This window comes from Rhizobium sp. LjRoot98, from assembly GCF_964252935.1.
Taxonomy (GTDB): Bacteria; Pseudomonadota; Alphaproteobacteria; order Rhizobiales; family Rhizobiaceae; genus Pararhizobium.
Window position 1 is genome coordinate 199,810 of record NZ_CAXUPW020000002.1, and the last position, 21,298, is coordinate 221,107.

Below are 21,298 nucleotides of genomic sequence, written 5' to 3' on the forward strand. Positions count from 1 at the left end.
GACCACAGCAATTATCTTCACAATCAGAACTGATGGGACAGCATTGCGATTCTAAACGCGAAAGCTTGCATATTGGACCGGGCGGTGACGGCAAGACCTCGCTTCCCGACGGTGTGGCTTGCGGCTTTGGAAAGCGCACAACTCTTGTCCTATCGAGACATTCGGCGGCAACGCCACGTAGCATTTGAAGGCGATAGGCATGGGACTGGGAATTGGACTGCTTGGATTTCAGACAACGATTGCACACTCTGTAACTCTGAGCGGCACGGGCGTACATTCTGGCGCCGAGGTAGCGATCACCTTTCATCCAGCGGAAGCAGACAGCGGCATCGTTTTTCAGCGCGTCGCCGGTGAGCAGACGATCAGCGAATTCAAGGCGGTCTCTTCGCAGGTCGGCAACACCGATCTCTGCACCATCCTCGGCTTCTCGCCTGCCACCTCGATCGCTACGATCGAGCATGTGATGGCGGCCATCTATGCGCTCGGCCTCGACAATCTTCTGATCGAAGTGCACGGCGCCGAAATGCCGATCATGGATGGAAGCTCCGCGCCGTTCATCGACGCTATCGAGCAGACCGGTATCAAGGCGCTGGGCGTCAAGCGCCGTTATATCCGCATCCTGAAGCCAGTGCGTATCGAATCGGGTGCCTCCTGGTCGGAATTCACGCCCTATGACGGCATGCGCTTCGAAGTAGAGATCGATTTCGATTGCCCGCTGATCGGCCGTCAGGCCTGGAAGGGCGACATTACTCCGGCGGTCTTCAAGACGGAATTGTCGCGCGCCCGCACATTCGGCTTCATGCGCGATGTCGAGCGTATGTGGGCTGCCGGTCGCGGTCTCGGTTCGTCGCTGGAAAATTCGGTCGTCATTGCTGATGACAACACCGTCATCAACATGGAAGGCCTGCGTTACAAGGACGAGTTCGTCCGCCACAAGACGCTGGACGCCGTGGGCGACCTGGCTTTGGCAGGTGCGCCGTTCATTGGCTGCTACCGGTCCTATCGCGGTGGCCACAAGATGAATGCCAACGCGCTGAAGGCGCTGATGAGCGATCCGACCGCCTATGAAATCGTCGAGACAGCAACACAGCGCCAACGCTCTGCGCCGCGGGAAGTGATTGCCGTCAATGCGCCGTAAAGCGCAGCTACTTGTTCCTGAAAGGGAAAATCTGGTCTGATGTTTGATGAGAGCCGGTCTTTTGACCGGCTTTTTCATGACGGGACTGCCACAAAATTGCGTTAATCAATCATCATGACGTTGCGGTCTTGTTGCATCTTGATCTAAAACGCGGTTCATAGGCGGCGGTATTCTTACCGGTGCGGGAGTTGGGATTTACGAATGGTAATTGCAGGCCAGTTTGAATTGAAGAAGATGGCACGTGTTGTTGTCATTACGCTTGCGGCTTGTGCGGGTAGCGTTTTGATCACCGCCTGCCAGAACGATCCCGACATCGACATTACAAAGCTGGCCGCCGAGACAGACCCGCCGGAAGTACTCTACAATCAGGGCCTTGCCAACCTGAACGCGGGCAAGACGACGGAAGCGGCGCGCAAGTTCGACGCGATCGACCAGCAGCATCCCTTCTCGGAATATGCCCGCAAGGCGCTGGTGATGCGCTCCTTCATCAACTACCGCAACGGTCAGTACCAGGACGCTATAAATGGGGCGAGCCGGTACCTGAACCTCTATCCCGAATCCGAAGATGCAGCCTACGCGCAATATATTGTCGGTCTGGCCTATTCGAAACAGATCCCGGCGGTGACGCAGGACCAGAAGCCGGCCTTCAAGACGATCGAGGCGATGCAGGCGGTCATTACCAAATATCCTGATTCCGAATATGTCGAGGACGCGCAAGCCAAGCTGCGCTTTGCCAAGGACCAGCTGGCCGGCAAGGAAATGCAGGTTGGCCGCTACTATCTCGAGCGTAAGGAATATCTGGCCGCAATCACGCGCTTCCGTTCGGTCGTCGAATCCTATCCGAACACCAACCAGGTCGAAGAGGCGCTGGCGCGTCTGGTCGAAACCTACTTCGCCATGGGTATTACCAGCGAGGCGCAGACCGCCGCCGCCATTCTCGGACACAACTATCCTGACAGCCAGTGGTATGCCGACAGCTACAAGCTCCTGCAGACCGGCGGTCTGGAACCGCGTGAAAACGGCAACTCGTGGATTTCGCGAGCAGGCAAGAAGCTTCTGGGCGCCTAGAAACAGGACCCAAGACGAAGAGATTTGAACCGGGATGCTTTCACAGATCTCGATCCGCGATATCGTCCTGATCGAACGGCTTGACCTGTCCTTCGATGCTGGCCTGTCCGTATTGACCGGCGAAACCGGCGCCGGAAAATCCATTTTGCTTGATAGTTTGTCGCTGGCGCTCGGTGGGCGCGGCGACGGTTCGCTTGTTCGCCACGGTGGCGACAAGGGGCAGGTGACGGCGGTCTTCGATGTCGGCATGGGACATCCGGCCCGGCTTCTCGTTCGCGAAAACGGTATCGACGATGACGGCGACCTGATTTTCCGCCGGGTGCAATCGGCCGATGGCCGCACCAAGGCCTATGTCAACGATCAGCCGGTTTCGGTGCAGTTGATGCGCCAGGCAGGCCAGTTGCTGGTCGAAATCCATGGCCAACATGACGACCGCGCCCTTGTCGACACTCACGCCCACCGCACCCTTCTTGATGCCTTCGGTGGTCTTGCCGAGGAAGCGCAGGCGGTGTCCGGGCTTTACCGCATCTGGAAGGATGCCGAGCGGACGTTGAAGAAGCACCGCGACAAGGTCGAGGCAGCTGCCCGCGAGGCCGATTATCTGCGCTCCGCCGTCGAAGAACTCGAAGCGCTGTCGCCACAGGATGGTGAAGAAGACGATCTTGCCGAGCGCCGTTCGCGGATGATGAAGGCCGAGCGCATCGCTGTCGACATCAATGAAGCGAGCGAGTTTCTCAATGGCAACGGTTCACCGGTTCCGCTGATTGCCTCTATGGTGCGCAGGCTGGAACGCAAAAGCCACGAAGCGCCAGGTCTTCTTGAAGAGACTGTCGAGCTTTTGGACGCAGCCCTCAACCAGCTTTCCGACGCCCAGATGGCCGTTGAGGCGGCGCTGCGCAAGACCGAATACGATCCGAAGGAACTGGAGCGTGTCGAGGAGCGGCTGTTTGCGCTGCGCGCCGCAGCCCGCAAATATTCCGTACCGGTGACGTCGTTGCCGGCGCTGGCCGTGCGGATGATCTCCGATCTTGCTGATCTGGATGCCGGCGAAGAAAAGCTGAAGCAGCTGGAAGCTCAACTTGGCCTGACCAAGGGTGCCTTTGACGCGGCAGCCGTGGCTCTGTCGGCCAAGCGTCGCAACACGGCGACGGCACTGTCCGACGCCGTCATGGCAGAGCTTCCCGCGTTGAAGCTCGAGCGTGCCCGGTTCATGGTGGAAGTGACCTCCGATCCCGATGTTGCCGCCGCCGAAGGGATCGATGTGGTCGAGTTCCACGTTCAGACCAACCCTGGCACGCGGCCCGGCCCGATCATGAAGGTAGCATCCGGCGGCGAGCTGTCGCGCTTTCTGCTGGCGCTCAAAGTGGCGCTCGCGGATCGGGGCTCCGCGCCGACGCTCGTTTTTGATGAAATCGACACCGGGGTTGGCGGTGCGGTGGCGGATGCCATCGGCCAGCGGCTCAAGCGGTTGTCGAAAACCGTCCAGGTGCTTTCGGTCACCCACGCGCCGCAGGTGGCAGCGCGGGCCGCAACGCATCTCTTGATTTCCAAGGGGCCTTCGGCGGAAAAGTCCGAAACGATTGCCACCCGTGTGGCCCGCATGGACGACAAGGCCCGTACCGAAGAGATCGCCCGCATGCTGGCGGGGGCCTCGGTGACGGATGAGGCAAGGGCGGCTGCGGCGAGTTTGTTGGCTGGGAATGGGTAGTTCTACCCTCCGGTGAAGGATAGGGAGCATCTTCCCATTCCCCCAAAATTCTCTAAAACGACTCTCAAATCAGGAGTCCCAGCATGTCGACCTTATCCATTGCCGTTGAAGATTTGACGCTTGAAGATGCGGTAACAGAGTTGGAACGGCTGGCGGCCGAACTGGCGCGACACGATGCGCTCTATCACGGCAAGGATGCGCCGGAGATTTCGGACGCGGACTATGACGCGCTGAAGCGGCGCAACGAGGAGATCGAGGCGCATTTTCCGGAGCTGGTGCGGGCCGACAGCCCGTCGCGCAAGGTCGGCGCGGCACCCTCCGGCATTTTTCAGCAGATCACTCATGCGCGGCCGATGCTGTCGCTCGACAACGTGTTTTCCGACGTGGATGTGCAGGACTTCATCGGCAGCGTATACCGGTTCCTCGGGCTTTTGCCGGATAATTCGATCGCTTTCACTGCAGAGCCGAAGATTGACGGCCTGTCGATGTCGCTGCGATACGAAAACGGCAGGCTGGTCAGTGCTGCGACACGCGGCGACGGCACGACCGGTGAGAACGTGACAGCCAATATCCGCACCATCATGGAAATCCCGCAGACCCTGCCGGCCGGTGCGCCTGCAATCGTTGAGGTTCGCGGTGAAGTCTATATGGGCAAGAGCGACTTTCTGGCGCTGAACGCGCAGATGGTTGCCGAGGGCAAGCAGACCTATGTCAACCCGCGCAACACGGCCGCCGGCTCGTTGCGTCAGCTTGATCCGACCATTACCGCCAGCCGCAAGCTGAAATTCTTCGCCTATGCCTGGGGCGAAATTTCGGAGATGCCAGCCGATACCCAGTTCGGCATGGTCGAGGTGTTCAAGCGCTGGGGGTTCCCGGTCAATCCTCTGATGCAGCGTTTGTCGTCGATCGATGCGATTCTTGCGCATTACAATGACATCGGTCTCAAGCGCCCCGACCTCGACTATGATATCGACGGTGTCGTCTACAAGGTCGACCGGCTGGACCTGCAGCAGCGGCTGGGCTTTCGCTCGCGTTCGCCGCGCTGGGCAACCGCACACAAGTTTCCGGCCGAGCAGGCATTTACGACAGTCGAGAATATCGACATCCAGGTGGGGCGTACCGGTGCGCTGACGCCGGTGGCGCGGCTGACGCCGGTCACGGTCGGCGGTGTCGTCGTCACCAATGCGACGCTGCACAATGCCGATTATATCGAAGGCATCGGCAATGGTGGTGAGCGTATTCGGGAAGAGGACCACGATATCCGCATCGGCGATACCGTGATTGTCCAGCGGGCAGGGGATGTCATCCCGCAGGTGCTCGATGTGGTGATGGAAAAGCGCGTAGCAGCGGCGGAGCGCTATCAGTTTCCGAAAGTTTGCCCGGTTTGCGGCAGTCACGCCGTGCGCGAGAGAAACGAGAAGACCGGCAAACTCGATTCCGTCACGCGCTGCACCGGCGGCTTCGTCTGCCGGGCCCAGGCGGTCGAGCACTTGAAGCACTTCGTTTCGCGCAATGCCTTCGACATCGAAGGGTTGGGATCGAAGCAGATCGACTTCTTCTTCGAGGCCGAGGACCCGGCATTGTCGATCAAGACCGCGCCGGACATCTTCACGCTGGAGAAACGGCAGAATGGCTCGACCCTGACCAAGCTCGAAAATATCGACGGGTTCGGCAAGGTCAGCGTCCGCAAACTTTATGATGCTATCAATGACCGGCGCCAGGTGGCGTTGCACCGGCTGATCTACGCGCTCGGTATTCGCCATGTCGGCGAAACCACGGCAAAGCTTTTGGCGCGTTCCTACGGCAGTTACACAGCCTTCGCTGACGCGATGAAGGCGGCCAGCGATATCACCTCGGAGGCGTGGAGCGACTTGAATACGATCGACGGCATCGGTGATGTCGTTGCGCGGGCCATCGTTGAATTCTACAAGGAGCCGCGCAACATGGATGTCGTGTCGCGCCTGCTTGATGAGGTGACGCCGCAGGATGCGGAGGCACCGGTGGCAAGTTCCAGCCCGGTTGCGGGCAAGACTGTCGTGTTCACCGGATCGCTGGAGAAGATGACCCGCGACGAAGCCAAGGCCATGGCCGAGCGGTTGGGAGCCAAGGTTGCGGGCTCCGTGTCGAAGAAGACCGATCTTCTGGTCGCAGGCCCCGGCGCCGGCTCAAAACTGGAAAAAGCCCGCGAACTCGGCGTCGAAACCACCGATGAGGATGGCTGGTTCGTCCTAATCGGTGGGTAATCGCCCTTCCGTTGCCTTAAAATGCTTTCCTCGATCCCCTGTCTTCTCTATGAGGGCTGCCAGATTATGACAGTTTCGTGACAACGCGAAGATAGGTGGATGAACAATGCTGGGTTGGTTTCGCAAGCTGATGCCGCGCGAGGACAAGTTCTTCGAGCTTTTCGAGGCGCATTCGCGCACGGTCGTTGGCGCGGCCGAGGCGATGAAAGCTCTGCTTGCCGGCGAGGGTGATCTTGATGCCCATTGCGACCGGATCATCGCCCTGGAAGACCAGGCTGACGCGATCACCCGTGACGTCCTGCTTGCGGTCCGGCTGAGTTTCATCACACCGTTCGATCGCGGTGACATCAAGGACCTGATCCAGTCGATGGACGATGCCATCGACATGATGCACAAGACGGTGAAGACCATCCGGCTGTTCGAGCAGAAGACTTTTGATCCCGGCATGCGCGAAATGGGCGTTCTGATCATCGATTCTGCCCGGCTGGTTGCCGAAGCCATTCCGCTGCTCGACCGCATCGGCGCCAACGTACCGCGGCTGACCGCCATTGCCGAGGAAGTGACCCGGCTTGAGGGGCGTTCCGATCAGCTGCATGACGAGGGCCTCAAGGACCTGTTCCGCCGCCACGGCACCTCCAACCCGATGGCCTATATCATCGGTAGCGAAATCTATGGCGAGTTGGAAAAGGTCGTCGACCGTTTCGAGGACGTCGTCAATGAAATCAGCGGCATCGTGATCGAGAACGTCTGATGGACGCGACCCTCGCCTTGCCGTTGCTTATCGCCCTGATCGGCGTTGCGCTGTTCTTCGATTTTCTCAACGGCCTGCATGACGCCGCCAATTCGATCGCCACGATCGTCTCGACGCGGGTTCTGCGGCCGCAATATGCCGTCATGTGGGCGGCGTTCTTCAACTTTATCGCCTTCTTGTTCTTCGGCCTGCATGTTGCCGAGACGCTCGGAACCGGTATCATCGATCCGTCCATCGTCACGCCGCAGGTGATCTTTGCCGCCTTGATGGGGGCGATCATCTGGAACATCGTCACCTGGATTTTCGGCATTCCCTCCAGTTCGTCTCATGCGCTGGTGGGCGGGCTGGTTGGTGCGGGCCTTGCCAAGACCGGGGGCGACGCGATCGTTCTGACCGGCCTTCTGAAAACCGTCGGTGCCATCTTCATGTCGCCGATGATCGGCTTCATGCTGGCGCTGCTGCTTGTGCTGATCGTGTCCTGGGTTTGCCTGCGCCAGACGCCGTTTGCCGTCGATCGCAGCTTTCGCGGCCTGCAGTTCATTTCCGCCTCGCTCTACTCGCTCGGCCACGGCGGCAACGATGCGCAGAAGACCATGGGCATCATCGCGGTGCTGCTGTTCAGCCAAGGCTATCTCGGCGACACGTTCTTCGTGCCGTTCTGGGTGGTCATCACCTGCCAGTCGGCCATGGCGCTCGGCACACTGTTCGGCGGGTGGCGGATCGTCCACACGATGGGCTCGAAGATCACCAAGCTCAATCCGATGCAGGGGTTTTGCGCGGAAACCGGCGGGGCGATCACCCTGTTTGCCGCGACATGGCTGGGTATTCCGGTCTCGACCACGCATACGATTACCGGCGCCATCATTGGTGTCGGTGCGGCACGACGCGTCTCGGCAGTGCGCTGGGGGCTGGCGGGCAACATTCTGATCGCCTGGATCATCACGTTGCCAGCGGCAGCGCTGATCTCCGCGCTGTTCTATTTCGCGGTGGGGCTGCTCTAGTCGGCGAGGCGATTGACCATAGCCGTCGAAAGGCGGCTATGGCTTCCCGATCGCAAATTCGGCGCGACACCCGCCGCCAAATAGTATCCTATGGGGCAGGCGGTCAAAGAACTGCCGGTGTCAACCAGAACCCGAGGAACACGCAAGCGATGAAACTGGCCACTCTGAAAGACAGTACCCGCGACGGCAAACTCGTCGTCGTTTCCAAGGATCTGACCCGCTGCTCGGAAGTCGGCCATATCGCCCGCACCCTTCAAGCCGCGATCGATGACTGGGCGCACGCCGGACCCCGGCTGGCGCGGGTTGCCATTGGCCTCGAGACCGGCGCGCAGCCCACCATGCGGTTTCATGAACACGACGCTGCTTCACCGTTGCCGCGCGCGTTTTTCTGGGCTGGCGGCTCCGGTGGTTTTACCGGCCCGCGCGATCCCGTCACGATCAGGGAGGGGGCTTCGAAACTGTCCACGACCGCTCAACTCGCCGTCATTGTCGATGACGTGGGTGTGCAGGCGGATGCCGAGGCGGCAAAGCAGGCTGTTCTTCTCATCCTGCTCGCCAACGATGTTTCGGCTGATGGTGCCGGTGCTGTTTCGTCGTTTTCGCCGGTGGCAGTTACGCCGGACGAACTGGACGAAAGCGCGGATCTTTCCTTGCTTGTTCGTCTCAACGGCAAGCCGGTCGAGGGTGGCAAAGGCAGCGTGAAGGACAGTGCCACCGCTGTGGCAGCGGCTGCAGGTAAGCGGCCGCTGATCGCGGGTAGCATTGTTGCAACCGGCTCCTGCCTCGTCACCTCGGCCCTGTCTTTGGGCGACGTCGTTCGCGTCGAGATGAACGACCGTACGGGGCATTCTATTTTCGGTGCGATCGAGCAGACGGTCGAAACCCGCAGCAAATGAAGGGGCGGGCTCCGGGGCAACCGGAGCCTGTTTCTCTTCGTGACAATTCCTGCCTTCAATTCTTGAATTGTCTTTTTGCACTGCACACGTTAGGAAAGCCGCGCCGGGTTTCATGCGGATGCTCGCAGCGAAAACCGGCAAGGCCAGCCGCCGTGAACAAGGTGGCATGCTTGCGGATTGGAGGATCCCGAGATGGAAACAATCACAACCATTGCCGATCTGCGCGCCCGCCTGAGCGGCCATCGCCGCGCCGGAAAAACCATCGGTCTCGTTCCGACCATGGGTTATCTGCATGTCGGCCACATGGAACTGGTCGCCCGCGCCCGCGCGGCAAACGACATCGTCGTCGTCAGTCTGTTCGTCAATCCGCTGCAGTTCGGCGCCAATGAAGACCTGACCAAATATCCGCGCGATCTTGCTCGTGATCAGGCGATGCTGGTTGAAGGCGGCGCTGACTTTCTCTTTGCACCCGGTGTGAGCGATATGTATCCGCGGCCAATGGAAACGGTCGTCGATGTGCCGACGCTTGGCAGCGAGCTGGAAGGCTCGGTTCGCCCCGGACATTTCGCTGGTGTCGCCACGGTCGTTACCAAGCTGTTCAATATCGTCCAGCCGGATCGTGCCTATTTCGGCGAGAAGGATTTCCAGCAGTTGCAGATCATCCGCCGCATGGTCGAGGACATGGCGCAGCCGGTCGAGGTGGTCGGCGTGCCGACGGTGCGCGAAGCCGATGGTCTCGCCTGCTCGTCGCGCAACGTCTACCTGACGCCGGCCGAACGGGCGGCTGCGGCAATCGTGCCGAAGGCGCTCGATGAGGCCGAACGGCTGATTGCCGGTGGCGTGATGGATGTGGCAGCACTTGAAAAGGCAGTAGGCGATTTCATCGCATCCGAGCCTTTGGCAAAGCCCGAGGTGGTCGCTCTGCGCGACCCCGAAACCCTTCATGAATTGACGGAAATCAGCGAGAAACCGGTTCTTCTGTTGCTTTTTATCCGCTTCGGGAGCACCAAGTTGCTCGATAACCGGGTTTTCAGCCCAAAAACCGCAAAATTTGCAAAGGTGGCATAAGCATGAGTGTACAGGCAGTAAAGCGGCGCCTGAGCCCCGGCAATATCGAAGCATTGAAGGGCGAGCGGCCGATCGTCAGCCTGACGGCCTATACGACGCCGATTGCGCGATTGCTGGATCCGCATGTGGACTTCATGCTGGTTGGCGATTCCCTCGGTATGGTTCTCTACGGTCTTGATTCGACCGTCAGCGTGACCCTTGATATGATGATCGCTCACGGCCAGGCCGTCATGCGTGGGTCCGAAAAGGCCTGCGTCGTCGTTGACCTGCCGTTCGGTTCCTATCAGGAATCCAAGGAGCAGGCGTTCAAGAGTGCCGCCCGCATTCTCAAGGAAACCGGCTGCAGCGCCGTCAAGCTCGAAGGCGGCGCGGAGATGGCGGAAACCGTCGATTTCCTCACCCAGCGTGGTATTCCGGTGCTCGGCCATGTCGGCCTGATGCCGCAACTCGTCAATACGATGGGCGGTTACCGTTCGCTCGGCCGCAACGACAAGGAAGCAGCCAAGATCAGGCGCGACGCAAAGGCCATCGACGATGCCGGTGCCTTTGCAATTGTCGTCGAAGGTACGGTCGAGCCCCTGGCACGCGAGATTACAGAAGCGCTACGCGCGCCGACCATCGGTATCGGCGCATCGCCAGCCTGCGATGGCCAGATACTCGTGACCGACGACATGCTCGGTATTTTCAGCGATTTCAAGCCACGTTTCGTCAAGCATTTCGTCGAACTCGCACCGCAGATGTCAGCCGCTTTCGAGGCCTATGCCAACGAGGTCAAGGCGCGGACGTTTCCCGGCATCGAGCATACGTTTCAGGTCAAGCGCTGAGGCGTTGAAGGACGGGCCGGGCGTTGCCCCGGCTTCCGTCTGATCAGAAATTTGGATCACTGCATCAATCTTATTGAATTGTTCGATAGGTCCGCCGGACCTATCTGTGCGTTCCATCATGAACGCATCTCGGCACGTGTGACCTAGCCGATGGCTGCCGTCACTCCGGAAAGTTTCCTTCAATGACAAAAGATGATTTCTGGCAGGGCGTTCGTGGCGGGTTTCCCGTCATGGTGTCCGCCGCGCCCTTCGGGGCACTGTTCGGAGCGCTGGCGGTCGATAACGGGTTTTCCGTTTTCGACGCGGTGTTCATGAGCGCCACGGTTTATGCCGGTGCCAGCCAGATGGTTGGCCTGGAACTGTTCGGTCACAATGTTCAGCCCTGGCTGATTGTCCTGTCGATATTCGCCGTCAATTTCCGTCATATTCTTTATTCAGCGTCGATCGCCCGGCATATCCGCCATTTCTCCGGACTGCAGAAGTTCTTTGCTTTCTTCCTGCTGGTCGATCCGCAATATGCCGAGACGGAAAAGCGGGCGGAGCGCGGCGAGCCGGTGACTTTTGCGTGGTATCTCGGGTTCGGGATGATCATCTATCTGCCCTGGCAGATCATGACGCTGCTTGGCGCGATCTTCGGGCAGATGATCGGCGATCCGAAGGCCATCGGTCTCGATGTGTTGCTGCCGATCTATTTCATGGGGCTGGTTCTCGGGTTCCGCAAGCGCGACAACTGGCTGCCGGTCGTTGCGGTCAGCTCGCTGGCTTCGATTGCGGCCATGCATGTCGTCGGCTCGCCCTGGCATGTCAGCATCGGCGCTATCGCCGGTATCCTGCTTGCCGCCTGCATGCCGCTGTCGAAACGGCATGAGGAACCGGTGACGTTGGAGCATGAGGTCTGATCATGGATAATGCAGAACACATGCACCTGATCTACGTGATCCTCGCTGCGGCTGTTGCGACGTTTCTCACCCGCATCGGCGGCTATGTGATGATCACGCAGATGAAACGTATCCCGCCGCGCATGGAAGCGGCGTTGAACGCGGTGCCGGCAGCCGTGCTATCGACACTGGTTGCGCCCGCCTTCCTCTCCGGCGGCTGGGACGTGGCTGTGGCCATGCTTGTCGCTCTGGCCGTGGGTTTGCGCTACTCATCGCTCTGGATGCTGCTGGCTGGCTGGCTCGTCGTCATGGCGATCCGGCATCTGCTGGTCTAGTAAAAAGGCCCGCTCCTTGCGAAGCGGGCCGGATTTTTTTAGCGATTGAGCGGTGCCGTCGCCGCTTTCAGCCAGGTTTGCGCCGCCTCATCCGAAATCAACGGCAAGAGCTTTTCCTGCGTTTCCTGGTGGTACGCGTTCAGCCAGGACAGTTCCTCGTCTGTTAGCAGGGCCGTAACGACCAGGCGGCGATCGATCGGGCAGAAGGTGAGTGTTTCGAAGCCCAGCATAGGCAGGTCGCCGCCCTCGATTTCGGTGGCCGCAAATACGTGCATGAGATTCTCGATGCGGATGCCGAAGGAGCCGGGGCGGTAGTAGCCGGGCTCGTTGGAGAGAATCATGCCGGGCAGCAGTTCCTGCATCGAGGCGCGGGAAATGCGCTGCGGACCTTCGTGGACCGACAGATAGGAGCCAACGCCGTGGCCGGTGCCATGGGCGAAATCGGCGCCCGCCTTCCACAGGGCAATGCGCGCCAGCGGATCGAGGTCGATGCCGCGCGAGCCTTTCGGGAAGCGGGCAACGCTGATGGCGATCATGCCCTTCAGGACCAGCGTGAAGAAGCGGCGCTGCACGTGCGGTACGGTGCCGATCGCGACGGTGCGGGTAATGTCTGTGGTGCCGTTGACATACTGGCCACCCGAATCGATCAGGAACATGGTGCCATCGGCGATGGTAAGGTCGCTTTCGGTGGTAACCCGGTAATGCATGATCGCCGCATGCTCGCCAGCGCCCGAAATGGTGTCGAAGGAAACATCCTTCAGCGGGTTCTGCATCCGCTGGCCGACAGCCGCGCGGCAGGCTTCGAGCTTTTCAACGGCAGCGATCTCGGAGATCGTCCCCGGCTGTGTCTGGTCAAGCCAGGCGAGGAATTCGACCATCGCGGCACCGTCCTGCAGATGGGCGCGGGCCGAGCCTTCAAGCTCGGCAATGTTCTTGCAGGCGCGGGGCAGGCGGGCAGGGTCGATGGCTTCGATGATCGTACCACCGCTGACGCGGATGCGTTCGGCCAGCGCGAAAGGTGCATGGTCTGGATCGATCATGATCGTCTTACCGGTTGCCGCAAGGGCTGCGACCTTGTCGTCGAAGGAAGACGGTGCCTCGAGGCTGGAGAGTTGGGTGAGGTAGGCTTCCTCCTCGATCCCGGCCTTGCGCTTGTCGAGGAACAGTTCGGCCGTTGCATCAGCATGGACAATGGCACGGGCGAGGGGATGTGGCGTATGTGGCACGTCGCTGCCGCGGATATTGAAGGTCCAGGCGATCGACGATGGATCGGTCAACACGACAGCGTCGGCACCGGCCTTGGCGATCTCTGCCGCCATTGCTGTCAGCTTGTCCTTGGCAAGAATGCCGGAATGATCGAGCGGCTGGATCTTGACGCGGCCAAGCGGTGCGGCCGGCCGGTCCTTCCACTGGCGATCGAGAGGATTGTGGTCGAGGAAGACCAGCGAACCGCCGAGCCCTTCCAGGGCCTTTTCCAGCTTGCGGACTTCGGCACCCGTATGCAGCCACGGATCGATGCCGAGGCGGAAGCCTTTTTTACCATTGTGTTCCAGCCACAGATGCGGCGGTTCGCCGACGAGGTCCCCACCGGTGAAAACACTGCCGTCGACCTGCTCCTTGAGTTGCGTGACGTAGCGGCCATCCACAAAGACAACCGCTTGACTTTGCGTCACGAGAACAACGCCGGCGGAACCGGTAAATCCGGTGAGCCAGGACATGCGTTCGGCCGATGCAGGCACGTATTCGCCCTGGAATTCGTCCGCGCGCGGAACCAGAAAGCCATCGACGTTCAGGGCGGCAAGCGCGGCGCGCAGCGCATTGACACGCTCCTTGCCAAACTGAGGTGTGGAAGTGACTGCGAAAGACTGGAACATGGATTTTTCCTGCGATGGGAAGGAGCCGGGACCGGGATCGCGCTATGCGAGGCAGATCGATTCCTCAAGAGGGTGCGGACAGTCTAGCGGAAACAACCAGCGCTGCGAAAGCCCGTCTTTCTTGCCTAGTTTTTGTTGAACGATTTTTCCGTGTTGTGGAACGTATGCAGCATGTGCATGGCACCCATGCTGCAATGCGGCTAGACCTGCTTTCAAAATAGTCTATAAACCCACTCAACGAACACGGACGCAAATCTGTTGTTCACGCGAATGCCGAAAGGCAAGAGCTGCACGGTCTGAACATGGTTGGTCATCCTTCTCCTCCTCCCTCCCGGGTGGCCAATTTCAGACTGTGAAGAGTCCGCTTGAGCGCTCCTCCTCCTCAAGCTCGCGGACATGACCGGCTTGCCGGTCAGCGGGCGGTGCTTCGGCATCGCCTTTGTATTGAAAAACCCGCTTGTCCATGACGGACAGGCGGGTTTTCCTTTTTAAGGCTTTAGAAAACCCTCCGTCACGGACGGTCAAGATGAATCGTCACCCAGCCGTTGCGCCAGATGGTGCGGACATGGCGCAGGTGCTGGCCGTTATAGGCCGACAGCACCTTCCAGCGTTGTGACGCAAGAATGCCTGAAAGAATGACCGAACCACCCGGTGCCAGATGGCTGGCGAGCTGCGGTGCCATCTTGATCAGCGGACGCGCCAGGATATTGGCGATAATCAGGTCGAACGGACCGTGCTGTGCAAAGGCCGGCGAGTGGAAGCCGGGCGCGGTGATCGTGGTAACGCCGGTGGCGATGCCGTTGCGCTTGACATTCTCGGCGGCGACGCGCGTGGCGATCGGGTCGATATCGGTTGCCAGAACCGGGACGGGCTTGATCTTGCGGGCGGCTATGGCCAACACACCGCTGCCAGTGCCCAGATCGAGCGCGTTGCGAACTTTACGGGCGCGCATGACGGTTTCGATCACTTCAAGGCAACCCGCCGTCGTGCCGTGATGACCGGTGCCGAAGGCCTGGCCGGCGTCGATCTCGATAGCGATATCGTTCGGCTTGACCTTGTCGCGGTCATGGGATCCGTGCACGAGGAAACGTCCGGCGCGCACCGGCGACAGGCCCTCCAGCGATTTGGCAATCCAGTCGACATCCGGAATGACTTCCCGCTCGATCACCGCATCCGGGAACTGATCTGCGAGAACCCCTGCAAAGCGCACCCGCATTTCATCTTCTTCGTCGAAGTCAATATAGAGCGAGGCTTCCCAGATATCCTTCTTCTCGTCCATTTCCATGGTGGCGATGGCATAGCCTTCGTCCTCGAAGGCATCGGTCATCAAATCCAAAACGACTTCCGAGAGCTTTTCGGTCGTGGTGATGAAGAGGCGCAGGTCGGCCATGTCTTTGTCCTTGTCGGCAAGTGCTTGCCGTCGGGGCGGCTTGCGGCGCTCTAGCATGCCGGGCGATGCGAGGTAAAGCGCAGCGCCTATTGCGCGCCGGGAATCCAGGGGGGAGGCGGGGTGTCCTGACCGGCAGCATTGCGCAGAAAGGCAGTCGAAACGCTGGGAAGGTGATCGACCAGTGGCAGCAGGCGCGAGCGCAGTCCTGTCAGGACCGGGTTTTTCAGCGTGATGAAGGCCGTATTGCGCCGGGTATCCTTGAGCACGGTTTTGACCGCCGGAATCCGCAGGCTGGAATATTCCTGTTCGCGGCCTTCCGATATCAGAAAGGCAAGCCAGCAGGCGTCCTCGATGCCGAGATTCATGCCGCGTGCGCCAGCCGGTGAATGCACATGGGCGGCGTCTCCGGCCAGAAATACATGGCCACGGCTCATGGTTTCGACGTGGCGGAAGCTGATCCGGAATTCGGAACTCCAGGTTCGCTCCAGCACCATCGCTGGATGTTCGATGCGGGTTTCGAAATCTGCGTCCGTTGAAAGGTAGCGCAGTGTATCCTCGTTCACTGGTAACCGGCCGAGCACGCCGGGATTGAGGAAATTCAGTTCGATGAAACCGGTGTCGACCGGCTGTGCATAGCGATAATCCGCGAGGAAAAAACGGCTTTCGATGGCATTGCCCGGAAAGCCAAAACCAAAGGCTTTGCGCACGGCTGAATGGGCGCCGTCCGCGCCGACCAGCACGTCCGGCTCGGCCGTTTCGACCCGGCCGTTGGCATGCTGCAGGGTGATTACCGGCTTTTCGACGTCGCCGGACACAGTGGTGAGTTCGGTCGACCATTCCGGAAAGATGCCGAATGCTGACAGTCTTTGCAGCAGCAGCCGTTCCGTTTCGCCCTGGGCCAGGATCTGGATTGGGCAATAGCGGCTGCGGAAACTTTCTGTCTCGACCGTCGCCAATGGTTTGCCGGCGGCCAGTATCTTGAATTTCGTAAGTCGCCTGGCCTTGGCAAGGATCAAAGCGCTGACGCCAGAGGCTTCCAGCAGTGTCAGGGTCCTGGCATTGACGCCAAGCGCGCGGCTTTCGTGGATGGGGGTTGGCCCGGCCGCCTTTGCCACGATACGGGATTTCAGGCCCCGCCGCGCCAGTTCGAGTGCCAAGGTCAGCCCGGTTGGGCCGGCCCCGGCGATCAGAATGGACTTTTCGCTGCGCTCACCCATCAGGCCCTCGTGGCGACCCTTTATCTCTTGGTCAGGTTTTCCAGTTTCTTGACTGCGGTTTCCGGATTTTCCTCATAGGCGATCGTGCCGCTGAACTTGCCTTTGGAATCGAGCAGGAACACCGATGCAGTATGATCCATCGTATAGTCGCCGCCAGGGTTCTTTTCGTCCAGCGGAACTTTCTTGGCATAGACCCGGAAACCCTTGACCATTTCCATGACCTGGGCCGGCGGACCGGAAATGCCGGTGATGCGCTTGGAGACGTTGGAGACATACTGCCCGAGGACTTCCGGCGTATCGCGTTCCGGATCGACGCTGATGAAATAGGCCTGCAGTTTGGTGCCGTCGGGATCGACCTTTTCCAGCCAGCCGTTCAGCTCGAACAGGGTGGTCGGGCAGACTTCCGGGCAATGGGTGAAGCCGAAGAACAGGGCTGTCGGCTTGCCGGTAAAGGCTGCCTGCGTGATCGGTTGTCCGGTCTGCGAAACCAGTTCGAAGGGTACCCCGAATGGACCGGCGGCGATCTCTTCCTTGCCGGTGGTCATCTGATAGCTGATCCAGCCAAGTGAAGCTGCGACGACGGCAACGGCCGCCCAAAGAACGATGCGAAGTGTTTTCATGATGATGTCCGCTCAAAACCTGCCAAATATCGCTGTTCAGATAGCGGTTTGGTTCTGAGGTTGCAAAAGATTACGCCGCTAGCGTCAAAATGCGGCAGGCTTCGTCAGAAACACCAGGACATGCCGTTTTCGGCCATCGTGAGCAAAATTTCCGGCCCCTGGACGATCCATCCGATAAAGGCGGCAAGGCACAGGAGCAGGAAAACACCACCAATAGCGGCGATCATCAGGTTCTGCGGCTGTTTCCTGGCTTCGTCATGCATGCCGAGATGATATCCTGCCAACGCCAATTTTGAAAGTCGTTTCGCCAAGGGGCGGCAATGCGCCGCGAGGCCTGCCAGAGCTATTTTGCCCAAGAATTCGGCAATCATTTTAGCAAAAGTTTAATTTGTGTTTGCCATGTTCTAGGCGCGTGAAGGGGTGCCTATCCCTTGCTGACATGACGTCGCCGGTTTTTATCCAGTCCGGTCCTGCGCATCAACGCTCTCCCGAATTTGTGCGCTCACCGCTGCATTCAAGAACTGGATCAATGCCGCATGATGTCTCCTGCAATGATCGATCGCAAACTTTCCCTCAGCCAGCGGCTGGCCACGCTGGGGCTCGCCGCCTTTGTCGGCTTCGGTTCGATGCTCGCCGTCGGCTGGTATGAAAATTCACGGGTGGATCAGGCGTTGGACCGCGCGATCGTTGCCCAGAACGCGATCAAGAATGCCAGCACCATGCGGCTGACAAGCGTCGAGCTGACGCTGGTGGCGATGGATGTGATCGTTGATCGTGGCGATCGCCAGGTGTCGCAGGAGCGCCAGAAGCTGATTGCTGATTCGATCGCGGTGCTGGAGGCCGGAAAACCGGCGGCGATGGAGTTGGCCGCCTCGGTCGGCAAGCCAGAGATCATGGCGACGTTCGATGCTGATCTCACCGAGATGACCAAGGTCATTCAGACCGATTTGAAGAAGATGGTCGAGGACGGTGCCGCGCCGGAAGCGTTCGATGCGGTCGATGATGCGATTGATGGGGCGGGCGAGCGCATGACCATGTCGCTCGGCAAGCTCTACGATGAGGCGGGGATTGCGCTTGGCGCCCGTGTCGCCGAAGCAACGGTACGGTCGGCTCAATCCATCCAGTTGCAGCTCGCGCTTGGGCTTCTCGCCATGGCGTCGCTCCTGGCGCTGCTTTGTTTCCACGGCAACATTCTTCGCCGGGGTGTCTTTGCTATCCGCGACAGCATGCAGCGGATTCTTGGTGGCGATTATCAGGCGGCTGTTGAAGCCGTGAGACGCGGCGATGAAATTGGCGAGATGGCGCGTTCGGTCGAGATGTTCCGGGCTGCTGCCGTCGAAAAGCGCGAACTTGAGCAGGCAGCGGCGGCAAGCCGGACTGAAAACGAGATCGAGCGTGAAGCGCGCGAAGCTGCCAGTGCTGAAGAGGCGCGCCAAGTTCAGCGCGCAGTCACCGCACTGGGGCAGGGGCTCAACCGCCTGTCCGATGGAAACCTGACCGCGACGATCGATCAGCCCTTCCGCCACGACCTGGAGACACTGCGCCGGGACTTCAACCACACAGTCGAGAAGCTTCAGGGCGTCTTGTCCAACGTTCAGGAAAACAGCAACTCGATCCAGTCGAACAGCCGGCAGATGCGTGGTGCGGCCGACGATCTCGCCAAGCGGACCGAACAGCAGGCTGCCTCGCTGGAAGAAACATCCGCGGCGCTCGACCAGATCACCGTGACTGTGCGCACCGCCACGCAGCGCGCCGAAGAAGCGAGCCAGATGGTCGGCGAAACCCGCAGCAATGCCGAGGAATCCGGCCGTATCGTCCGCGAGGCTGTCGAAGCCATGGCCCGGATCGAGAACGCCTCCTCCGAAATCGGCAAGATCATCAATGTGATCGACGAGATCGCCTTCCAGACCAATCTGCTTGCGCTGAATGCCGGTGTCGAGGCAGCACGCGCCGGCGAGGCGGGCAAGGGGTTTGCTGTCGTCGCCCAGGAAGTGCGCGAACTTGCCCAGCGCGCGGCTGGTGCTGCCAAGGATATCAAGGTGCTTGTCGGCCGTTCCAGCAGCGAAGTCGGCACCGGCGTCAAGCTGGTGCAGGCAACCGGCGAGGCGCTTGGCCGGATCGGCACCGATGTGGCGCGGATCAACGGGCATATGACGTCGATCGTCAATGCCGCTCGTGAGCAGTCGGTCGGCCTGCAGGAAATCAACACGGCGATCGGCCAACTCGATCAGATGACCCAGCAGAATGCTGCCATGGTCGAACAGACCAATGCTGCCAGCCATACGTTGGCACAGGACGCTGAAGGTCTGACCGTTCTGATCGGCCAGTTCCAGCTCAGCGGTGCGTCTGCCCGCCCCATTCCCCAGCCTATTCGCGTCGCCACGCCAGCGACAGCGCGTCCAGCACCATCTCCCGCCAAAGCCCTGATGGGCAAGCTGGCGGGTGCCTTCAACAGCCCCGCGTCATCCGTGCCGAAGGCATCGGGTTCCGCCGAAAATTGGGAAGAGTTCTGATCATGTCAAACGCAATCAAGCAGTCCGGTGCCTATCTGGAAATCGTCTCGTTCCACCTGGGCGATCAGGAATTCTGCATCGATATCATGGCGATCCGCGAAATCCGCGGCTGGGCGCCGGTCACCCCTATGCCGCACACGCCGCCATACGTTCTTGGCCTCATCAACCTGCGCGGCGCGGTGATCCCGGTCATCGACATGGCCTGCCGTCTCGGCATGAAGATGACGGAGCCGTCGGAGCGCTCGGCGATCATCGTCACTGACATTGCCGGCAAGCTGGTCGGTCTCCTGGTCGAACAGGTCTCCGACATGATGACCATCAAGAGTGAGGCCTTGCAGCCGGCGCCGGAAATTATTCCAGAAGCACAGCGTGCCTTCTGCCGCGGCATCGTGGCGCTGGAAAAGACCATGGTCTGCTTCCTCAATCTCGATACGGTCATCGCCGACGAACTGGCGCAGGCCGCTTAAACAAGCCACGCTGAATGGAACAAGGACGCCATCCGTGAACCGGGTGGCGTTTTTTGGCGTTTGGACAGGCGGTACGACTTGCGAAACGCGTTACCTCATTGTGCGCTTTAGCCGTTGCGAATAGCATGTCTGCGCGAAGCCTAATTTCAGGAGATGACCCGTGAGATGCCTGCTGCTCGTCGATATCCAGAACGGTTTTTGTTCAGGAGGAAACCTTGCGGTACCTAATGGTGAGGAGGTCGTGCCGATCATCAATCGGCTGATCGCCGAAGGCCAATATGATCTCGTCGTCGCCTCGAAGGACTGGCACCCGGCCGATCATGGCAGTTTCGCATCGCAGCACCCGGGCAGCAAGCCCTTCGACACGGGCACGCTCAGCGGCAAGCCGCAGGTGCTTTGGCCGGATCATTGCGTCCAGGGAACCCTTGACGCAGACTTCCATCCCGGCCTCAATATTGCGGGCATCGACCACGTGCAGCGCAAGGGCGAAGATCGCAACGTCGACAGCTATTCCGCTTTTCGCGACAATGATCAGTCGGCGCTAACAGGACTTTCGGATTATCTCACGCGGGCGGGTGTTGGCACGCTCGATATCTGCGGTCTAGCGACTGATTATTGCGTCAAGGCTTCGGCGCTTGATGCCAAGGCGCTGTTGCCCGCTGTCAGCGTCCGCTTCATTGCCGATGCAAGCCGCGGCATCGATGCGGCCGGTGTTGAAGCTGCGATTGACGAGATGAAGGCCGCGGGCGTTCACGTCATCGCATCCAGGGACGTTTTCGCAAAGGAGTAGAATCGACTATTTCGGCGTACCGTTTGTCCAGGTAACCGGCTGCTCAAACAGCGGAATGGTGGAGATCGACATCTTGGCGGAGCCATCGGTCAACTCTCTCGAATGGGCGAGATAAATCAGCGTGTTGTTCTTCTTGTCGTAAACGCGGGTGACCACCAGCTTCTTCCAGACGAGGGAGAGACCCTCGCGGAACACTTCCTCGCCTCCCTGGCCAAGCTCGATGTCGCCGATCGTCACCGGACCGGTCTGGCGGCAGGAGATCGAATTGTTGGAGGGATCCTCGAACCAGTTGCCGTTCTTGAGGCGATCGATGACGCTGCGGTCGAAATAGGTGACATGGCAGGTGATGCCCGCGACCTTGGGATCGCTGACTGCATCGATGGTAATGTCATTGCCGAGCCAGTCGACGCCGACTTCCCCGACCGTTTCGGCTTGCGCGGAAAGACCGGCGAGGCTTGTCGCGAGAAAAGCGCAGGCGCTGATGAAGCGGATGGGAAGTGGCATTGTTGGTTCTCCG

General features: G+C 59.9%; 21 protein-coding genes. 14 read left to right on the forward strand and 7 right to left on the reverse strand.

Annotated elements, in window-relative coordinates:
• Nucleotides 1–205 precede the first annotated feature (205 nt).
• From lpxC to ACSQ3J_RS09600, 11 genes are all read left to right on the forward strand, one after another.
• Nucleotides 206–1,138, forward strand: coding sequence for a UDP-3-O-acyl-N-acetylglucosamine deacetylase (gene lpxC / locus ACSQ3J_RS09550; protein WP_060506802.1), 933 nt, complete (start codon nt 206–208; stop codon nt 1,136–1,138).
• 234 nt (nt 1,139–1,372) lie between these two features.
• Nucleotides 1,373–2,206: an outer membrane protein assembly factor BamD gene (locus ACSQ3J_RS09555; protein ID WP_436039229.1), complete on the forward strand. Its 834-nt coding sequence runs from the start codon at nt 1,373–1,375 to the stop codon at nt 2,204–2,206.
• Nucleotides 2,207–2,240: 34 nt separating this feature from the next.
• On the forward strand, nt 2,241–3,914 hold the full coding sequence (gene recN, locus ACSQ3J_RS09560) for a DNA repair protein RecN (RefSeq protein ID WP_060506754.1): 1,674 nt from the start codon (nt 2,241–2,243) through the stop codon (nt 3,912–3,914).
• A gap of 83 nt (nt 3,915–3,997) precedes the next feature.
• The gene (gene ligA / locus ACSQ3J_RS09565; protein WP_060511780.1) at nt 3,998–6,157 is read left to right on the forward strand and encodes an NAD-dependent DNA ligase LigA; all 2,160 of its coding nucleotides are present in this window, start codon (nt 3,998–4,000) and stop codon (nt 6,155–6,157) included.
• Between the two features lie 106 nt (nt 6,158–6,263).
• Nucleotides 6,264–6,908 carry a DUF47 family protein gene (locus ACSQ3J_RS09570; protein WP_060506756.1) on the forward strand — a complete coding sequence of 215 codons (645 nt, stop codon included), beginning with the start codon at nt 6,264–6,266 and terminating at the stop codon, nt 6,906–6,908.
• Nucleotides 6,908–7,909, forward strand: a complete 1,002-nt coding sequence (locus ACSQ3J_RS09575) for an inorganic phosphate transporter (RefSeq protein ID WP_060506757.1) — start codon at nt 6,908–6,910, stop codon at nt 7,907–7,909. Before ACSQ3J_RS09570 ends, ACSQ3J_RS09575 begins: the two co-directional genes overlap by 1 nt.
• A 149-nt stretch (nt 7,910–8,058) precedes the next feature.
• On the forward strand, nt 8,059–8,805 hold the full coding sequence (locus ACSQ3J_RS09580; RefSeq protein WP_060506758.1) for a fumarylacetoacetate hydrolase family protein: 747 nt from the start codon (nt 8,059–8,061) through the stop codon (nt 8,803–8,805).
• A 192-nt stretch (nt 8,806–8,997) separates the two neighbouring features.
• Complete coding sequence (gene panC / locus ACSQ3J_RS09585) at nt 8,998–9,873, forward strand: pantoate--beta-alanine ligase (RefSeq protein WP_436039038.1); 876 nt, start codon at nt 8,998–9,000, stop codon at nt 9,871–9,873.
• Between the two features lie 2 nt (nt 9,874–9,875).
• Complete coding sequence (gene panB / locus ACSQ3J_RS09590) at nt 9,876–10,697, forward strand: 3-methyl-2-oxobutanoate hydroxymethyltransferase (RefSeq protein WP_060506760.1); 822 nt, start codon at nt 9,876–9,878, stop codon at nt 10,695–10,697.
• A 182-nt stretch (nt 10,698–10,879) separates the two neighbouring features.
• Entirely contained in the window at nt 10,880–11,596 is a 717-nt protein-coding gene (locus ACSQ3J_RS09595; RefSeq protein ID WP_060506761.1) for an AzlC family ABC transporter permease, read from the forward strand.
• A gap of 2 nt (nt 11,597–11,598) precedes the next feature.
• A complete protein-coding gene (locus ACSQ3J_RS09600; protein ID WP_060506762.1) occupies nt 11,599–11,910 on the forward strand; it encodes an AzlD family protein in 312 nt (103 codons plus the stop codon).
• A 38-nt stretch (nt 11,911–11,948) separates the two neighbouring features.
• On the opposite strand, the gene ACSQ3J_RS09605 is transcribed toward ACSQ3J_RS09600, so the two are convergent.
• The 6 genes from ACSQ3J_RS09605 to ACSQ3J_RS09630 form a co-directional block, all read right to left on the reverse strand.
• A complete protein-coding gene (locus ACSQ3J_RS09605; RefSeq protein ID WP_060506763.1) occupies nt 11,949–13,784 on the reverse strand; it encodes an aminopeptidase P family protein in 1,836 nt (611 codons plus the stop codon).
• Between the two features lie 345 nt (nt 13,785–14,129).
• Nucleotides 14,130–14,309 (reverse strand): hypothetical protein, encoded by a 180-nt coding sequence (locus tag ACSQ3J_RS09610; protein WP_156393892.1) that lies wholly within the window; start codon nt 14,307–14,309, stop codon nt 14,130–14,132.
• A complete protein-coding gene (locus ACSQ3J_RS09615) occupies nt 14,296–15,174 on the reverse strand; it encodes a 50S ribosomal protein L11 methyltransferase (protein WP_060506803.1) in 879 nt (292 codons plus the stop codon). The genes ACSQ3J_RS09610 and ACSQ3J_RS09615 overlap by 14 nt, the downstream gene beginning before the upstream one ends.
• An 86-nt stretch (nt 15,175–15,260) precedes the next feature.
• Nucleotides 15,261–16,391 carry an FAD-dependent oxidoreductase gene (locus ACSQ3J_RS09620; RefSeq protein WP_060506764.1) on the reverse strand — a complete coding sequence of 377 codons (1,131 nt, stop codon included), beginning with the start codon at nt 16,389–16,391 and terminating at the stop codon, nt 15,261–15,263.
• 20 nt (nt 16,392–16,411) lie between these two features.
• The gene (locus tag ACSQ3J_RS09625; RefSeq protein ID WP_060506765.1) at nt 16,412–17,011 is read right to left on the reverse strand and encodes an SCO family protein; all 600 of its coding nucleotides are present in this window, start codon (nt 17,009–17,011) and stop codon (nt 16,412–16,414) included.
• A 104-nt stretch (nt 17,012–17,115) separates the two neighbouring features.
• Complete coding sequence (locus tag ACSQ3J_RS09630) at nt 17,116–17,382, reverse strand: hypothetical protein (RefSeq protein WP_060506766.1); 267 nt, start codon at nt 17,380–17,382, stop codon at nt 17,116–17,118.
• Between the two features lie 168 nt (nt 17,383–17,550).
• Between ACSQ3J_RS09630 and ACSQ3J_RS09635 the strand changes: the two genes are divergently transcribed.
• The 3 genes from ACSQ3J_RS09635 (at nt 17,551) to pncA (ending at nt 20,781) form a co-directional block, all read left to right on the forward strand.
• The gene (locus ACSQ3J_RS09635; protein WP_112834599.1) at nt 17,551–19,524 is read left to right on the forward strand and encodes a methyl-accepting chemotaxis protein; all 1,974 of its coding nucleotides are present in this window, start codon (nt 17,551–17,553) and stop codon (nt 19,522–19,524) included.
• 2 nt (nt 19,525–19,526) lie between these two features.
• Nucleotides 19,527–19,991: a chemotaxis protein CheW gene (locus ACSQ3J_RS09640; RefSeq protein ID WP_037096270.1), complete on the forward strand. Its 465-nt coding sequence runs from the start codon at nt 19,527–19,529 to the stop codon at nt 19,989–19,991.
• A gap of 160 nt (nt 19,992–20,151) precedes the next feature.
• Nucleotides 20,152–20,781, forward strand: coding sequence for a bifunctional nicotinamidase/pyrazinamidase (gene pncA, locus ACSQ3J_RS09645; protein WP_060506768.1), 630 nt, complete (start codon nt 20,152–20,154; stop codon nt 20,779–20,781).
• Between the two features lie 6 nt (nt 20,782–20,787).
• Here the strand turns inward: pncA and ACSQ3J_RS09650 are convergent, their stop codons facing one another.
• Nucleotides 20,788–21,285 carry a CreA family protein gene (locus ACSQ3J_RS09650; protein ID WP_060506769.1) on the reverse strand — a complete coding sequence of 166 codons (498 nt, stop codon included), beginning with the start codon at nt 21,283–21,285 and terminating at the stop codon, nt 20,788–20,790.
• Between the last annotated feature and the right edge of the window lie 13 nt (nt 21,286–21,298).

Excerpts from the sequence above, each read along its gene's own strand:
- ACSQ3J_RS09555 (WP_436039229.1), top strand. The coding sequence starts at position 1,373 with ATGGCACGTGTTGTTGTCATTACGCTTGCGGCTTGTGCGGGTAGCGTT.
- recN (WP_060506754.1), top strand. The coding sequence starts at position 2,241 with ATGCTTTCACAGATCTCGATCCGCGATATCGTCCTGATCGAACGGCTT.
- ligA (WP_060511780.1), top strand. The coding sequence starts at position 3,998 with ATGTCGACCTTATCCATTGCCGTTGAAGATTTGACGCTTGAAGATGCG.
- ACSQ3J_RS09570 (WP_060506756.1), top strand. The coding sequence starts at position 6,264 with ATGCTGGGTTGGTTTCGCAAGCTGATGCCGCGCGAGGACAAGTTCTTC.
- ACSQ3J_RS09575 (WP_060506757.1), top strand. The coding sequence starts at position 6,908 with ATGGACGCGACCCTCGCCTTGCCGTTGCTTATCGCCCTGATCGGCGTT.
- ACSQ3J_RS09580 (WP_060506758.1), top strand. The coding sequence starts at position 8,059 with ATGAAACTGGCCACTCTGAAAGACAGTACCCGCGACGGCAAACTCGTC.
- panC (WP_436039038.1), top strand. The coding sequence starts at position 8,998 with ATGGAAACAATCACAACCATTGCCGATCTGCGCGCCCGCCTGAGCGGC.
- panB (WP_060506760.1), top strand. The coding sequence starts at position 9,876 with ATGAGTGTACAGGCAGTAAAGCGGCGCCTGAGCCCCGGCAATATCGAA.
- ACSQ3J_RS09595 (WP_060506761.1), top strand. The coding sequence starts at position 10,880 with ATGACAAAAGATGATTTCTGGCAGGGCGTTCGTGGCGGGTTTCCCGTC.
- ACSQ3J_RS09600 (WP_060506762.1), top strand. The coding sequence starts at position 11,599 with ATGGATAATGCAGAACACATGCACCTGATCTACGTGATCCTCGCTGCG.
- ACSQ3J_RS09605 (WP_060506763.1), bottom strand. The coding sequence starts at position 13,784 with ATGTTCCAGTCTTTCGCAGTCACTTCCACACCTCAGTTTGGCAAGGAG.
- ACSQ3J_RS09615 (WP_060506803.1), bottom strand. The coding sequence starts at position 15,174 with ATGGCCGACCTGCGCCTCTTCATCACCACGACCGAAAAGCTCTCGGAA.
- ACSQ3J_RS09620 (WP_060506764.1), bottom strand. The coding sequence starts at position 16,391 with ATGGGTGAGCGCAGCGAAAAGTCCATTCTGATCGCCGGGGCCGGCCCA.
- ACSQ3J_RS09625 (WP_060506765.1), bottom strand. The coding sequence starts at position 17,011 with ATGAAAACACTTCGCATCGTTCTTTGGGCGGCCGTTGCCGTCGTCGCA.
- ACSQ3J_RS09630 (WP_060506766.1), bottom strand. The coding sequence starts at position 17,382 with ATGATTGCCGAATTCTTGGGCAAAATAGCTCTGGCAGGCCTCGCGGCG.
- ACSQ3J_RS09635 (WP_112834599.1), top strand. The coding sequence starts at position 17,551 with ATGTCTCCTGCAATGATCGATCGCAAACTTTCCCTCAGCCAGCGGCTG.
- ACSQ3J_RS09640 (WP_037096270.1), top strand. The coding sequence starts at position 19,527 with ATGTCAAACGCAATCAAGCAGTCCGGTGCCTATCTGGAAATCGTCTCG.
- ACSQ3J_RS09650 (WP_060506769.1), bottom strand. The coding sequence starts at position 21,285 with ATGCCACTTCCCATCCGCTTCATCAGCGCCTGCGCTTTTCTCGCGACA.